The organism is Psychromonas sp. 14N.309.X.WAT.B.A12 (genome assembly GCF_030397575.1).
Lineage (GTDB): Bacteria > Pseudomonadota > Gammaproteobacteria > Enterobacterales > Psychromonadaceae > Psychromonas.
The window spans coordinates 97,590-112,088 of the sequence record NZ_JAPNXS010000006.1 but is presented as its reverse complement, the minus strand read 5'-3'; the positions used below and the strand labels follow the sequence as shown (position 1 = coordinate 112,088).

Annotated in this window: 13 protein-coding genes; 9 read left to right on the top strand and 4 right to left on the bottom strand. The window is 38.6% G+C overall.

Annotation, left to right across the window (positions count from 1 at the left end; genetic code table 11):
* The first annotated feature begins 801 nt into the window (after window positions 1–801).
* The 4 genes from OW492_RS09510 to OW492_RS09495 all read left to right on the top strand — a co-directional run bounded on the left by OW492_RS09510 (window position 802) and on the right by OW492_RS09495 (window position 6,444).
* Window positions 802–2,079, top strand: coding sequence for a hemolysin family protein (locus OW492_RS09510; RefSeq protein WP_290039721.1), 1,278 nt, complete (start codon window positions 802–804; stop codon window positions 2,077–2,079).
* Window positions 2,080–2,401: 322 nt separating this feature from the next.
* Entirely contained in the window at window positions 2,402–4,312 is a 1,911-nt protein-coding gene (gene speA, locus OW492_RS09505) for a biosynthetic arginine decarboxylase (protein WP_290039720.1), read from the top strand.
* Complete coding sequence (gene speB, locus OW492_RS09500; RefSeq protein ID WP_290039719.1) at window positions 4,313–5,278, top strand: agmatinase; 966 nt, start codon at window positions 4,313–4,315, stop codon at window positions 5,276–5,278.
* Between the two features lie 227 nt (window positions 5,279–5,505).
* The gene (locus tag OW492_RS09495) at window positions 5,506–6,444 is read left to right on the top strand and encodes a LysR family transcriptional regulator (protein WP_290039718.1); all 939 of its coding nucleotides are present in this window, start codon (window positions 5,506–5,508) and stop codon (window positions 6,442–6,444) included.
* A 17-nt stretch (window positions 6,445–6,461) separates the two neighbouring features.
* Here OW492_RS09495 and OW492_RS09490 read toward each other — a convergent pair whose 3' ends face one another.
* Window positions 6,462–7,352 carry a LysR family transcriptional regulator gene (locus tag OW492_RS09490; protein WP_290039717.1) on the bottom strand — a complete coding sequence of 297 codons (891 nt, stop codon included), beginning with the start codon at window positions 7,350–7,352 and terminating at the stop codon, window positions 6,462–6,464.
* Between the two features lie 198 nt (window positions 7,353–7,550).
* Between OW492_RS09490 and OW492_RS09485 the strand changes: the two genes are divergently transcribed.
* From OW492_RS09485 to OW492_RS09465, 5 genes are all read left to right on the top strand, one after another.
* A complete protein-coding gene (locus OW492_RS09485; protein WP_290039716.1) occupies window positions 7,551–7,796 on the top strand; it encodes a hypothetical protein in 246 nt (81 codons plus the stop codon).
* Window positions 7,789–9,303 carry a sodium:solute symporter family protein gene (locus OW492_RS09480; protein ID WP_290039715.1) on the top strand — a complete coding sequence of 505 codons (1,515 nt, stop codon included), beginning with the start codon at window positions 7,789–7,791 and terminating at the stop codon, window positions 9,301–9,303. Before OW492_RS09485 ends, OW492_RS09480 begins: the two co-directional genes overlap by 8 nt.
* 16 nt (window positions 9,304–9,319) lie before the next feature.
* Complete coding sequence (locus tag OW492_RS09475) at window positions 9,320–10,249, top strand: carbon-nitrogen hydrolase family protein (RefSeq protein ID WP_290039714.1); 930 nt, start codon at window positions 9,320–9,322, stop codon at window positions 10,247–10,249.
* A gap of 252 nt (window positions 10,250–10,501) precedes the next feature.
* On the top strand, window positions 10,502–11,146 hold the full coding sequence (locus OW492_RS09470; protein WP_290039713.1) for an alpha-ketoglutarate-dependent dioxygenase AlkB: 645 nt from the start codon (window positions 10,502–10,504) through the stop codon (window positions 11,144–11,146).
* Between the two features lie 11 nt (window positions 11,147–11,157).
* A complete protein-coding gene (locus OW492_RS09465; protein WP_290039712.1) occupies window positions 11,158–11,463 on the top strand; it encodes an NIPSNAP family protein in 306 nt (101 codons plus the stop codon).
* 72 nt (window positions 11,464–11,535) lie between these two features.
* On the opposite strand, the gene OW492_RS09460 is transcribed toward OW492_RS09465, so the two are convergent.
* The 3 genes from OW492_RS09460 to OW492_RS09450 all read right to left on the bottom strand — a co-directional run bounded on the left by OW492_RS09460 (window position 11,536) and on the right by OW492_RS09450 (window position 14,496).
* Window positions 11,536–12,537: an ABC transporter substrate-binding protein gene (locus tag OW492_RS09460; protein ID WP_290039711.1), complete on the bottom strand. Its 1,002-nt coding sequence runs from the start codon at window positions 12,535–12,537 to the stop codon at window positions 11,536–11,538.
* 143 nt (window positions 12,538–12,680) lie between these two features.
* On the bottom strand, window positions 12,681–13,631 hold the full coding sequence (locus OW492_RS09455; protein ID WP_290039710.1) for an ABC transporter permease: 951 nt from the start codon (window positions 13,629–13,631) through the stop codon (window positions 12,681–12,683).
* Window positions 13,624–14,496 carry an ABC transporter permease gene (locus OW492_RS09450; protein WP_290039709.1) on the bottom strand — a complete coding sequence of 291 codons (873 nt, stop codon included), beginning with the start codon at window positions 14,494–14,496 and terminating at the stop codon, window positions 13,624–13,626. Before OW492_RS09450 ends, OW492_RS09455 begins: the two co-directional genes overlap by 8 nt.
* Between the last annotated feature and the right edge of the window lie 3 nt (window positions 14,497–14,499).

Below are 14,499 nucleotides of genomic sequence, written 5' to 3'. Positions count from 1 at the left end.
ATTATGCTCAATAACAGCTATTTTATTATAATAATCGATGCCATTTGAGCAGCCTATTTACCTAATGTCACTTTAGGTATCGCTTGATGCGACTCACCTAGGTTTTTAACAATATTATTTTTGTTATAAAGTTTAAAAACCAGCGCACATAATAAACTAATTGAGATGAAGAATGCAGTGTTAGTTGTAGCAGTTTCAAATAAAAATTGTGTGTATTTAAAGCAAAGTGAAGATATTGAGCGCATCGTAGTGATGTATATTTACCTCCAGCAAGAGGGGTAATAAAGTATGTTAACCGCTTTTAAAATACCCAGAAGTCAATCATCTAAAGAGTTGATTATGTGAAATGGATTACAACGGTTATTCAACTTATTGCTTAATCGGCTTACACTTCATGTTATCGAATATTGATGAATTTAGTCGGATTACAATGTGGTTGATGGTGGATGTAATGTGGAAAATTAGAAGGATTTTGATTGCTCTCGAGGGCTTTTTATCTTTGTTAATTGGTTATAACAATACCTGACATTTATTCTCCTTTATAGTCGGTAGTTAGAGTACGTGCTTTTTGTTGTTGTCCGTTGCTTTTTAGACTCAGAAATAGCCACTTCATGTAAACTTATTTCTTTATATTCAGCCGGTTAAGTTTCGACTTAAAACAAACGCTTACTTTTCAAAAAATAAGCGTTGTCGAATGCTAAACTCACACTATAATGCGCCTGATTTTACGGCTAAATGGGTTAGCCTTTAATACAGTAACAATCGCCTTGAGCTGATTTGTTGCTATAAAAGGGTGTAAAAATGAGTGATGTGTTGAGCATTGTTTTATTAATATTAGCAGGCGCAGTATTTGCTATGTCAGAGATATCTATTGCTGCTGCACGCAAGATAAAGCTGCGAGTGATGGCTGATGAAGGCAATACAAAAGCCTTAGAAGTGTTGGAGTTACAACAGCAACCAGGTAACTTTTTTGCGATGATGCAAATCGCTTTAAATGGTATTTCCATCTTAGGTGGGATTATTGGTGAGCAAGCCTTAACACCTTATATTAAGCAGGTGATTAGCCTGTTTTATCAAGGCGCATTGTTAAATCAAATCAGTTTTATCCTCTCTTTTATTTGTTTGACCTCCCTGTTTATTTTATTTGCTGATCTGTTACCTAAACGATTAGCGATTATCATGCCTGAGTCAGTCGCAATTCGCATTGTATCGTTAATGCGCAGCATTACTTTCCTATTGATGCCGGCGGTATTTTTATTTAATGGTTTGACCAATATGATGCTACGTTTATTGCATATTCCAACTGAACGCACTGAGTTAGTGACCACTGAAGATATTATCGCGATGATGGATGCGGGTGCTGAAGATGGTAGTTTGCAAAAACAGGAATATCAGTTAATTGGTAATGTGTTTGACCTAGATGTTCGCACGATTGGCAGTGTGATGACTCCTCGTGATCAAATTATCTATTTTGACTTAGATGATAGCAGCGAAGATATTAGTCAGAAAATTATTGAACAACCACACAATGACTTCTTAGTATGTAATGGTGGTTTAGATAATATTGAAGGTAGTATCGAATCGAAGGAGATTTTGCGTTTAGTGTTAAAAGGAGAGTTAGCACAAATTCACCCTACACAAGTGGATAAAGATCTTTTCTATCTGCCTGAAACGTTAACTCTTTCTGAGGCATTGAATGCGTTCAAAGTGGCAACTCAGCCTTTTGCTGTGATTGTGAATGAATACGCTACTGTGGTGGGGATTGTGACGGTTAAAGATTTGTTAAGCAGCTTTATGGGGGAATTAATCACGCATCAAGATGAAGAGCAAATAGTACAACGTGATGAATCTTCTTGGTTAATTGAGGGGTTAACGCCTATTAATGATGTGATGCGCTGTTTATCTATTGAAGATTTTCCAGATCGGACTCAATACGAAACCATCGCTGGGTTTATGATTTATACCTTGAAACGATTACCAAAACGTACTGATCACTTTACCCATCAAGACTATAAATTTGAGGTGCTTGACCTTGAAGGGGTACGTGTTGAACAAATTTTAGTGACAAAACTTAAGTAAGATTAATCATTCTTAATTAACTATTCAAAACACTCGCCATGTTAAAAGCCTTTATTGGCTGTTCTTTATTTTACTCAAACACCGATATTACTTGGTGTTTGAGTTTGTTCTTTTGTTTAATTTCCCTTTTTCATGTTTCGTAATCAATAAAAATGTATATACACAACCTATCAAACAATTTTTTTGATTAAAAACTATAAAATTATTAGTTAGACGTCCTCGCTTTCTTCACCAATAATCCGCGCCAATAAAACGGTTTGTTAACAGATGGCTTCAGTTTTCTGGGTCATCATTATTTCTACCTTATTTGTGAGATACGAATTTGCAACATTCAATTGATATGGAACGCATCCGAGCTGAATACAATGTTCGCTACTGGAGCCAAGGCTTTTACGGCATTAACGATCAAGGTGAGGTGTATGTATCACCTCGCAGTGATAGTGAACATCAAGTCGCATTAAGTGACATTGCTGCGCAATTAGAAGCACGCAATTTAAGTATGCCTGCATTAGTGCGTTTCCCACAAATTTTGCATCAACGTGTGCATAATATTTGTGATGCTTTCAACCAAGCAATCAAAGAAGTTGAATACGATAATAGCTATTTATTAGTTTATCCAATTAAAGTGAATCAACAGAAAGAAGTGGTTGATGAGATCTTAGCGAGCCAAGCAAAGCTAGCACAAAAACAACTCGGCTTGGAAGCTGGTAGTAAACCTGAGTTATTAGCGGTATTAGCGTTAGCACATCAAGCGAGCTCAGTGATTGTATGTAATGGTTACAAAGACAGAGAATACATTCGTTTAGCCTTAATCGGTGAAAAACTAGGGCATAAGGTTCTGATTGTTTTAGAGAAACTATCAGAGTTAGATTTAGTGCTAGAAGAGGCACGTGCGCTAGGTGTTAAACCGCGTATGGGTTTACGTATTCGTTTAGCGTCACAAGGTGCAGGTAAATGGCAATCAAGTGGTGGTGAAAAGTCTAAATTTGGCTTAGCTGCATCACAGGTGTTAACTGTGGTTGAGCGTTTAAAAGCTGAAAACCAATTAGATACATTACAGCTTGTGCATTTCCATTTAGGTTCGCAAATGGCGAATATTCGTGACGTGCGTAATGGCGTTAGTGAAGCGGCTCGTTTTTACTGTGAATTACGTGCGATGGGCGTGCCATTAGATTACTTAGATGTGGGTGGCGGTTTAGCGGTAGATTACGACGGAACACGTAGTCAATCTCATAACTCAATGAACTATAGCTTAGCAGAGTATGCGCGTAATATCGTGATTACGATCAGCGATGTATGTAGCCTTTATGAGCAACCAAAACCAATGATTATTTCTGAGTCTGGTCGTTCGTTAACTGCACATCACGCGGTGTTAATTACTAATGTTATTGGCGCGGAAACCTATAAACCAGAAGTCATTGAAGCACCTGTTGAACAAGGTTCATTGTTGCTGCAAAACATGTGGAATAACTGGAGTTTATTATCTGGTGGCAGTGATGACCGTGCACTTATTGAGATCTACAATGATACACAAAGTGACATTGTGGAAGTACATAATCAATTTGCAACGGGTGTGATTAATCTTCAACAACGTGCTTGGGGTGAACAAGTTGCTTTACGTATTTATCACGAATTAAGCTTGCAAATGAGCACTAAAAATCGTTTTCATCGTCCTATTTTAGATGATTTAAATGAGCGTTTAGCGGACAAGTTCTTTGTTAACTTCTCGCTATTCCAATCGGTGCCAGATGCGTGGGGGATTGACCAAGTATTCCCAATTTTACCACTGTCTAACTTGCAAAATGCAGGTGAGCGTCGTGCAGTATTATTGGATATTACCTGTGATTCTGATGGTGTTATTGATCAGTATGTTGATGGTCAAGGTATTGAAACTACGTTACCAGTTCCTGCGTGGTCTGCGGATAAGCCTTATTTAATGGGCTTCTTCTTAGTGGGTGCATACCAAGAGATTTTAGGCGATATGCATAATTTATTTGGTGACACACACAGTGTGGTCGTAAATGTGAATGAACAGGGTGGTTTAGATATTGAGTCGGTGAATGAAGGTGACACGGTTGAAGATGTGATGAAATATGTACATATCGATGTGGAAGCTATTCGTGATAATTACCGTGCATTAGCATCTTCTCGTGTTTCACCTGAAGAGCAACAAAGTATTTTAGACGAGCTAGAGCAAGGTTTAGCGGGTTACACTTATTTAGAGGGTTTTTAGATGTCAGCTGTATCTCAAGTTGCACCTAAGCATGGTTTTGACGATTTATTTACTAAAGAGGACTTCTCTTTGTATTCTAATGCGATGACCTTTATGCGTCGTCCATTAGTGAAGAATCCAATACCGGTAGAGGCGGATGTTGTGGTGTTAGGTGTGCCATTTGATATGGCCACTTCGGGGCGTTCTGGTGCACGCATGGGCCCTGATGCTATGCGTCGAGCATCGGTAAATTTAGCCTGGGAAAGTAAAAAGTTTCCATGGCAATTTAAGCTGTTTGATCACACTAAAGTAATTGATGCGGGTGACTTAGTATTTGATTGTGGTGATGCAGAGGATATGACTCAACGTCTTGAAGCTGCAGCAGATCAAATTCTCAACAGTGGTAAAATGCTATTGAGTTTAGGCGGTGATCATTTTGTGACTCTGCCTCTATTACGCGCTTATGCAAAGCAACATGGCGAAATGGCCTTGATTCATTTTGATGCTCATACGGATACTTATAATAATGGTAGCTGTTATGACCATGGCACTATGTTTTACCATGCACCCAATGAGGGGTTGATTGATCCTGCTTCATCTGTGCAAATTGGTATTCGCACTGAATACAAACAGCAAGATCACGGCTTTAATGTGATTAATGCAATGGAAGCGAATGACCGTAGTGTCGATGACATTGTGGCACAAATTAAAGCAACAGTAGGCAATAAGCCTGTCTACTTGACCTTTGATATTGATTGTTTAGACCCTGCATTTGCACCGGGTACTGGAACGCCTGTTTGCGGCGGAATTAGTTCGGATAAAGCATTAAAAATTATTCGTGCTTTGCAAGGTATTAATCTAGTGGGTATGGACGTGGTGGAAGTCTCTCCCGCGTACGACCAAAGTGATATTACAGCCCTAGCTGCAGCGACTATTGCGTTGGAATTGTTGTATGTTTGGACTGCCAATAAATTAGCCGCTAAATAAGTGGTTTAAACTGATATCTGTGCATCATATTGTGCCTAATACAATAGCTCAATATGATGTAACAGATATGACTAATAGCTGGTCATCTCTTTTCTTATCTCTCAGAGTAAATCCCCCACATATCGTACATTGATAGTTTCTAAGGCTTTCTATATTAATTGATAGTTATTATCTGTTACAAGTTGATATAATAGTGATAATCAATAAGATTAATGTAAAGGATGACAATGAACCTCGCTCAAATTGATTTGAATTTGTTATATGTTTTAAAACATTTATTAGAAGAGAAACATGTTTCTAACACCGCACTAGCGCTTAATATGAGTCAATCTGCAGTTAGCCGTTCATTGCAAAAAATGCGTGTGTTTTTTGATGATGAGTTATTGGTGCGTAAGCAGTATGGATATGAATTAACCTCTAAGGCCGAAACGATTAAGCCAGATATTATGACGGTGATTGCGAGCTTAGAAAAGTTAGCGCATAAACAGTCATTTGATCTTGCTACGATTAGCAGTGAAGTGCGCTTTTATGGTCTGCAACCACAATTTAATGACTTCATGCCTAAGGTCATTGCTAAAGTCAGAAAGTTAGCTCCTAATATGGTGGTTAGCCTAGATTCTACGCCAAAGCGCCACTTTGAAGCTTTGATAGCGGGTGATGTGCATTTCTCTTTATCTGCTCATGAGCCGTCAACGTCAGAGCAGAATATCTATCGTATGAAGGTTGCCAGTAGGACATTTAAATTGTTGATGAATAAGCAACACCCTCTAGCAAATCAACCGTTAACGCCGGAACGACTAGTAAACTGTGACTTCGGACAAATCTCTTTGCAAGGTGAGAAGAAATTGCCCTTTGACCATAAGTTTCAAGAATTGGGCTTAAGCAGTAGCAAAAATTTATTGTCAGTACCTGTGCTATTAAGCAATTTTAGTTCCGCGCCGAGCATTGCCGCTGAAACAGATATTATATTTTATTTACCTGCTACGTTTGCTGAAGCTGCCTGTCACGATGATCGTTTAATCACCCGTGATATACCTGATGGGTTACAAATTGGTTTTGACTGTGTTTATTTATATTGGCATAAACGTTTTCACGATGACCCAATGTGTATCTGGATACGCTCATTATTTAAAGCATTATACGATAGTGAGCGAACCCTTACTTAAGATTTACTAGCCCTTTACTAATTAGTAATATCATGTCTAATTATATTCAAAAATTTTTCGGCAGCTTTGGTCATTCTTCGATCCTTTTTCACACATAAGACTGTAATGCTCTTAGGCATCTCTTGTTCACTAATATCTGCGATAACTAGATTGCCATTATGGATCTCTTCGGTAACTGCGTAGTCTGGGAGTATAGTTATACCATTACTTTCTAATACAAAACTTTTGAGCATGCCAATATGGTCTAGATTACAAGTAATAGTAAAATCTAATTGACGTTGAATAGCGATACTATTAAGTAATTGCCGAGTAAGAAAATTATCATTCAACATTGACAATGGGTGAGGTGTTAATTGCGGTAACGTTAAGGAATTAAAGCTGGCGAGTGAGTGGTTTGGTGACATAGCTGCCTTGAAACCAGTAGCAAATTTTTCAATGATCTCAATATCAACTCTTGGAATATCTTGCATTGCAATCCCAAAGTCCACTTGATCACTCGCAACAGCATCATATACAGCCTCTGAAGCGGAAATCCTCCCATCAAAATAGATATTAGGGTGCTGACTTTGAAAGCGATTCATTGCCGGTAATAACCAAGAGCTAATGACACCTTCTATGGAAGCAAATGAAACACTGCCACTTAATAAACCATTAATTTCATTAACTTCTGCTTCAGCTAATTCCATTTCTCGCATAGTGCGTTGCATATGCTGAGCAATAATTTTTCCTTCTTCAGTTAATACCATCCCTGATATACGCCTTTCAAAGAGAGTACATTTAAAACTGTATTCCAAGTTTTTAATTTGTCTGCTAATAGCTGATGCACTGACGTGTAAATTAGTGGCTGCTTTGCGTACTGAGCCTGTATCAGCGACAGCGAGAAAGTACGTAAAAGAAGATATCTGCATAATTTACCCTATCCTTTTGTCTTTAAAACTGTTTATTTAACAACCACTATTAATTTTCATGGTGTGCGGTTTTTTGCAACGAGTTGTACTCAAAATTGTTATATGTGAAACGCAAAATGTGAGCGTAATATAACAAAGGTTAAAGATTATTGAAGTAAAGGAACAGCTTTTAAAATATCTGTATTAGGAGAATACACTATGAAAAGAATGAGAAAACTATTATGGCTAGTTATCTGCGTTTGCTTAGTTTTAACTTGGCTACCTTATTTTGGCTTTTTTAATTCGCCAAATTTAATTGGCTTTATCCCAGAACCGTTGGCATTAACTCTAATTTGTAATGTGATATTAACCTTGTGTGTACTTGCTATGTACCCACTTTATTTTATCCCATTTGTTAATAAATTAAATGAAAAGCCGATGCCTTGGGGGAAAGACGATGAATAACTCGATTACGATTGTATTACTGGGCATTTTTATAGGTGCTTTTTTATTAATCTCTTTCTTAGCAAAGCAAAGTGATAAAGGAACTGGCGCAGGTTCTTCTGAAGACTTTGTTATTGGTGGGAGAAATACTGGCACTATCGTTTTATTGTTATCGATGGGGGCAACTTATTTTTCTACTTGGACACTTTTAGGTTCATTCGGTGCCTACTTTCGGGAAGGTATCTGGTTTATAGGCTTTGCCGTTTGGACCATTTTTCATGGCATATTTATCTGGCTATTCGGAGCAAGAATTTGGTTAGCAGGTAAACGATATAGCTTTATTACACCGGGGCAAATGGTAGAACATTACTATCAAGGTAAACGCCTTCGGACCACTGTGGCGCTTATTGGTATTCTAGCACTAGTACCTGTGATGCTCATTCAAGTCAGTGGTGGGGCGTTAGCGTTAGATACTATGACTAATGGTGCAGTACCCTATGTTGTTGGTGTAACCATTACCTCATTAATGGTGGGCATCATTGTATTATGGGCTGGTTTTAAAGGGACCGCCTGGACCGACTCATTTATGGGGCTTTTCTTTGCCACTATTCTTATTTGTACTGCTTTATACATCGCTTATCTTGCTGGTGGGTTTTCAATGTTCGAAAATGTAATGTCTTACAAACCAGAGTTAATGGTGAATTCAGGTAAACCACTAAAAATGATTGAGATATGGTTAGGCCTAGGTTTTGGTGCTTGGGTATTACCGCACATGTGGCAAAAGTTTTATTCGGCTTCATCTCCCGCTGTATTAGGGAAAGTAGCAATGATGACACCATTTTGGAACTCTTGGATGATGGCGATTATCCCGCTCGTCATCGGCACTGCTGCTGCGATTCCCGGTATTGTTCCTGGGGTAAGTAAAGAAACCAGTGACACCATTTTACCACTTATTTTTGCTGAATATGCGCCTATCCTAGGAGCATTTGTAGTAGCAGGTATTTTAGCGGCAGCCATTTCCACCATCAATAGCCAGTTATTGTCATCGGCAAGTATAGTTGCAGAGGATGTGGTTGGAAGTTTGCGTAAAAAGCCAATGTCTAGTAAAGGCGTGACAAAATTAACTCGTTTTGTGGTAGGAACTTTAACCCTATTAGTACTTGCATTAGCACTTGCCCCTGGCGGTGCAGGGTTGATTGTTCCGATTGCTTCATTAGGATTTGGTTTAGGCTTGCAACTTGTGCCTTCTGCTTTAGGCATGTTGCATTTCCGCTTTATCACCGAGTCAGGTGCTTTTTACGGTTTAATCAGTGGCGCATTTATCATGGCATTAATTGCAATAATTAAACCTGATATTCCTTTGGGGCCTGGCCTTTCTGCATTCATTGTTAATGTGTTAGTGACGTTAATAGTAAGTAAATTTAGTCAGTCAGTATCGAAACGTTCGATTTCGGGTTATCACGATATGTTTGATGAATATATGAAAAATAACATAGATGAAAATAAACGATCTATTGCCTCTAAATAAATAGTCGGAGAAAGAAATGATGAAATCAACATGTAAAGTTGCAGTTGTGCAAGATAGTAGTGTGCCTTTTGATGCGCAAGCAACCACTGAAAAGACCTGCATTTTAGTTGCTGAAGCAGCGAATAATGGCGCTGAACTAGTGGTCTTTCCTGAAGCATTTTTAGGAACTTATCCAAAAGGTTTGAATTTTGATACTCCCGTAGGTACTCGATTGCCAGAAGGCCGTCATGACTTTATGCAGTATTTTGAAGGTGCGGTGGATATTGATGGTAAAGAGTTACAACAGATTAAAGAGTGCGCTACAGAATATAATATATTTGTGGTGCTAGGAGTTATCGAAAGAGGTGGGTCAACACTTTATTGTTCCATTGCATTTATTGACCCGAAACTCGGTTTAGTAGGAAAGCGTCGTAAATTGATGCCAACGGGGGCTGAGCGTTTAATTTGGGGATTTGGCGATGGTTCTACGTTAGATGTTATCAATAGTGAATTAGGTAAGATAGGCGGTGTGATTTGTTGGGAAAACTATATGCCAGCCATTCGTTCTGCTATGTATGCTCAGGGGGTTGAAATCTATTGTGCTCCCACTGCTGATGACCGAGATACTTGGTTATCTTCAATGCAACATATTGCTATGGAAGGGCGTTGTTATGTATTGAGTGCTTGTCAGTATATAACTCGAGGAGAATATGGAGAAGACTACCGTAGCATACTCACGAATAACCCTGATGATGTAGTAATGCGAGGCGCAAGTGTTATTGTTGGTCCTTTAGGGGAGATAATTGCGGGGCCTGTATTGAATGAAAAAACTATTCTTTATGCTGAACTTGAGCGTGCGACATTAATTAAAAGTAAAATGGATTTTGACCCTGTCGGTCACTATTCTCGCTCCGATATTTTTTCATTAAATGTAGATAAGCGACAGAAAAAACCAGTTCATTATTAAAAGCTAATACTCACGTACTTTCATCAAGGATAATGTGATTAATTTGATCGCTTCCTTGATGAAAGTAATGAATCGAATAACAATTATATTTACTCTCTACCTCTTTGATCCTTTTTTGAATGTTTGCAGCTTCCCTGTTAAATTGTTAATTTATAATAACTGTCGTCTTTAACTTATTATGCATATTTAATCTTATAACGATCATTACTTTAAATAAGTCTTATTTGCTCTCGGATTTAAAAAGGCACTTAAATGTACAATATGGACTTGTTTGCTGAGTTGGCTCCCGCACCTATCAATATTATCGAACACGATGGTATTGTTGAGTATTACGGGATGATGCTGTCTTATCAACAAGCAGATGATTACTTTGAAAAATTGTTAACACAGATTCAGTGGAAACATGATCAAGCTAATATACAAGGTCAGTTTATTGTTACTGCTCGTAAAGTCGCTTGGTATGGTGATCAGCCTTTCCATTATACATACTCTAATACCACTAAAGTTGCACTACCTTGGACAGCTGAACTATTACAACTAAAGCAGCTGGTGGAGCAACAAACAGGTTATCAATTTAACGCGTGTTTACTTAATTTATACCACAGTGGTGAAGAGGGGATGACTTGGCATAGTGATGCAGAGAAAGACTTGCAAAAAAATGGTGCTATAGCATCTGTCAGCTTAGGTGCTGAGCGTAAATTCTCTTTTAAACATAAGTATAATCAACAAACCCTTTCCGTTTTATTACAACATGGTAGTTTATTAGTGATGCGAGGTGAAACGCAAAGCCACTGGTTACATCGTTTACCGCCGACTAAAAAAATCAGTACAGCACGTATCAATTTAACTTTTAGAATGATTAATCAGCGCAATATTAACCAGCCATCTATTTATTAGGAGACATCGTTTTGGTCACTTGTTATTTGAATTACGTTATCGATCCCTACAAAGTAAAAGAGTTTGAACGTTATGCAAAGCTCTGGATACCTTTAGTCAATAAATTTGGTGGGCAACATCATGGATATTTTTTACCTTCTGAAGGGGCGAATAATAAAGCATTAGCTTTGTTCTCTTTTGATAGTTTAGCCAGTTATGAACAGTATCGTATTGACTCTATGTTTGATGCGGAGTGTATTGAGGCTTTTAGGTACGCTGAAGAAACGCAATGTATTATCAGCTATGAGCGAAGCTTTTATCGTCCAGTTTTTGAGTAACGTTACACCTCAAAATAAAAAACACCGAATGTTTGCATTCGGTGTTTTTGTTTAAGTTATTTTATAAACTATTTAAAGCTCTTTGTATTTGTCATAAACAACATGAGAGTAGGCTCCGACTGGTTTTTTGGTAATAACCGGCGCTGATTCGCTACCTAATAAAATATCGACAGTCCGCTCATATGCAGCAGGATCTAAGTAACCCATATCATCACCAGAACCGAGCAGTTTAGCCACTTCGGTCATCATTCTCGTTTGGTGGGACTCTGTTTGTGCACCTGTATCATCGTATTCTAAAACAATCATAGCTGCTTCTTTTGGATTATCTGCTGCCCACTTCCAACCCTTTAATGAAGCTTTTAAGAACTTAGCGTAAGTTTCTACTTTCTTGTCATCTTTTAGGTCTTTTTCTAGTACATATAGGCCATCTTCTAATGTAGCAACACCTTCATCTTCATACTTAAAGAGCACTAATTCTTCAGGAGTTAAGCCGCCATCCATGATTTGTCCATACTCATTGTAAGTCATGGTTGAAACACAATCTGCTTGTCCTTGGAAGATTGGGTCTACATTAAAGCCTTGTTTCAAGACAGTAACACCTTCATCGCCACCGGTCGTAGGGTAGCCCAATTTTGACATCCAGCTAAGGAATGGGTATTCGTTACCAAAGAACCACACCCCTAAGGTTTTACCTTTAAAGTCTGCAGAAGTTTTGATGCCACTAGATTTCAAACAGGTTAGCATCATGCCAGACTTGCTATAAACCTGAGCAATGTTCACCATAGGTAAACCTTTTTCACGTGTTGCTAATGCTGAAGGTAACCAATCAACAATGACATCCGCACCACCGCCTGCTAATACTTGTGCTGGGGCAATATCCGGACCACCAGGTTTAATGGATAGGTCAATGCCTTCATCTTTATAATAACCATTCTCTAATGCAGCGTAGTAGCCAGCAAATTGAGCTTGTGTTACCCATTTTAATTGCAAAGTCAGTTTATCTGCAGCGCTAGCGCTGAAGCTTGACGCAAATAATGCCGCGCCCGTTGCAAGTGTGATTAGCGTTCTTTTCATAGTTTATTCCCTTTTCTATTGTAAAGTGACGTAAAACTAATTGAATTCAACAGCTTGTTGTATTAATTGGTGTTGTACCCATTGTGCACTACATGAATACAGCACCCATTTTTATCTTTGCTGGTTGAATTAATTAGATAGCATTAACTGTTTTTACCTTCTCGGTACGAGGGGTGCCAAAACAATAAGGACTTCTCTAATAAAGCAAGTGCCCCATAACTTAATGAACCTGCAATAGCAGCCACTACGATAGTGGCCCACACCAAGTCCATATTCATTCGACCTACCTCGGTCGAAATTCGAAATCCCATGCCAACGATTGGTGTGCCAAAGAATTCAGCAACAATCGCCCCGATTAAGGCTAATGCAGAATTTAACTTCAATGCATTAAAAATAAATGGAAGGGCATTAGGTAATTGATTTTTGAAGAATATTTGTGATTTTTTAGCTGCATAGGTATGCATTAAATCGTTATGTAGCGCATCAGTCGACTGTAAGCCTGTTAGAGTATTAATGAACATAGGAAAGAAGGTCATTATAACAATTACCGCCGCTTTAGACTGCCAGTCGAACCCAAACCACATCACCATGATCGGTGCGATACCAACAATCGGAATTGCAGACATAAAGTTACCTAATGGCATGAGCGCATCTTTCAGCACTTTATTTCTGACCGCCCATTGCGCCACCAGAAAACCAGAAAGACAACCAATGAAATAACCAGCTAATACGGCTTTTAAGTAGGTTTGTTTGAAGTCGGCCCATAACATTGGGATATTATTGATTAATGCATAAAATATATTACTAGGGGTTGGCATTAAAATAGGCGAAATAGCAAAACCTTTCACAATACTCTCCCAGGTTAATATCAGCATAAATGCAAATAGCCCTGGGATTAATGGTTTGATTGATGTGTGTTTATTTTCCAGTGAAGTTAATTGCCCTAAAAGCATTGCCATACTGTAGGCAGCTGCGATTAATAACAAAACGAGCAATGAAAAGGCATCGTAGAAACCTGTTTCGGTAAATATCACTAAACCCAATTGCAGTAGTATTAAAGCGATATAAATACAATTTTTTAATGTCTTAGGCATGATCAAGTTCTCCTCGGCGGCGTAACAGGACTCTTTCTGCAATGCCTACTAACCACACTAAAATAGAGCCTAAAGTAGCGGCAACAATCAGTGCAGACCAGATTTGTTCTGTTTGACCATAATAGGAACCACTGAGTAAGCGAGCACCTAATCCACCTTGTGCGCCAGTGGGTAATTCAGCCACAATTGCGCCGACTAAAGCAGCTGCAATAGCCACTTTTAAACTAGCAAACAGGTAAGGTTGTGCTGAGTACCAACGTAACTTCCAGAAGATATCCTTAGCAGTAGCGCTGTAGGTATGCATTAACTCTTCATGTAACTTATCCGATGAGCGTAAGCCTTTTACCATGGCAATGGTTACCGGAAAGAAAGACAAGTACATGGAAATAATCGCTTTAGGGATCACGCCGGTAATGTTAATCGCACCTAATACGACAACTATCATTGGAGCAATGGCTAAGATAGGGATGGTTTGAGAAGCAATTACCCAGGGCATTAAACTTGATTCTAAGGTTTTGTTATGTACTATGCCCACTGCAATTAAAATCCCTAATAAAGAGCCAAATACAAAGCCTAACAAGGTAGAGTTTAAAGTGATTTGCGCATGGTAAATCAATGAACGCTTAGAGGTGACAGGGCGATCGATAATCGATTTAATCAGCTCTTGTCCTACTTGATGAGGTGCAGGTAACATAGGGCGTTTCACATCATAAGCACCCGCGATGATTTGTTGGTAAGTCCATGATTGATTTTTACGCTCTAGATTATTAATCAATTGATTGCCGTTCATCAGTAATGCCGCGATATACCATATGGCAATCACGATGACGAATAAACTGACGAAAGAAAATAGCTTTTGTTTCATAAA

Bases quoted from the DNA above. Each gene is read 5' to 3' on its own strand.
- OW492_RS09495 (WP_290039718.1), top strand. From the start codon at position 5,506: ATGAACCTCGCTCAAATTGATTTGAATTTGTTATATGTTTTAAAACAT.
- OW492_RS09510 (WP_290039721.1), top strand. From the start codon at position 802: ATGAGTGATGTGTTGAGCATTGTTTTATTAATATTAGCAGGCGCAGTA.
- OW492_RS09455 (WP_290039710.1), bottom strand. From the start codon at position 13,631: ATGCCTAAGACATTAAAAAATTGTATTTATATCGCTTTAATACTACTG.
- OW492_RS09450 (WP_290039709.1), bottom strand. From the start codon at position 14,496: ATGAAACAAAAGCTATTTTCTTTCGTCAGTTTATTCGTCATCGTGATT.
- speB (WP_290039719.1), top strand. From the start codon at position 4,313: ATGTCAGCTGTATCTCAAGTTGCACCTAAGCATGGTTTTGACGATTTA.
- OW492_RS09490 (WP_290039717.1), bottom strand. From the start codon at position 7,352: ATGCAGATATCTTCTTTTACGTACTTTCTCGCTGTCGCTGATACAGGC.
- OW492_RS09460 (WP_290039711.1), bottom strand. From the start codon at position 12,537: ATGAAAAGAACGCTAATCACACTTGCAACGGGCGCGGCATTATTTGCG.
- OW492_RS09470 (WP_290039713.1), top strand. From the start codon at position 10,502: ATGTACAATATGGACTTGTTTGCTGAGTTGGCTCCCGCACCTATCAAT.
- OW492_RS09475 (WP_290039714.1), top strand. From the start codon at position 9,320: ATGATGAAATCAACATGTAAAGTTGCAGTTGTGCAAGATAGTAGTGTG.
- OW492_RS09485 (WP_290039716.1), top strand. From the start codon at position 7,551: ATGAAAAGAATGAGAAAACTATTATGGCTAGTTATCTGCGTTTGCTTA.
- OW492_RS09480 (WP_290039715.1), top strand. From the start codon at position 7,789: ATGAATAACTCGATTACGATTGTATTACTGGGCATTTTTATAGGTGCT.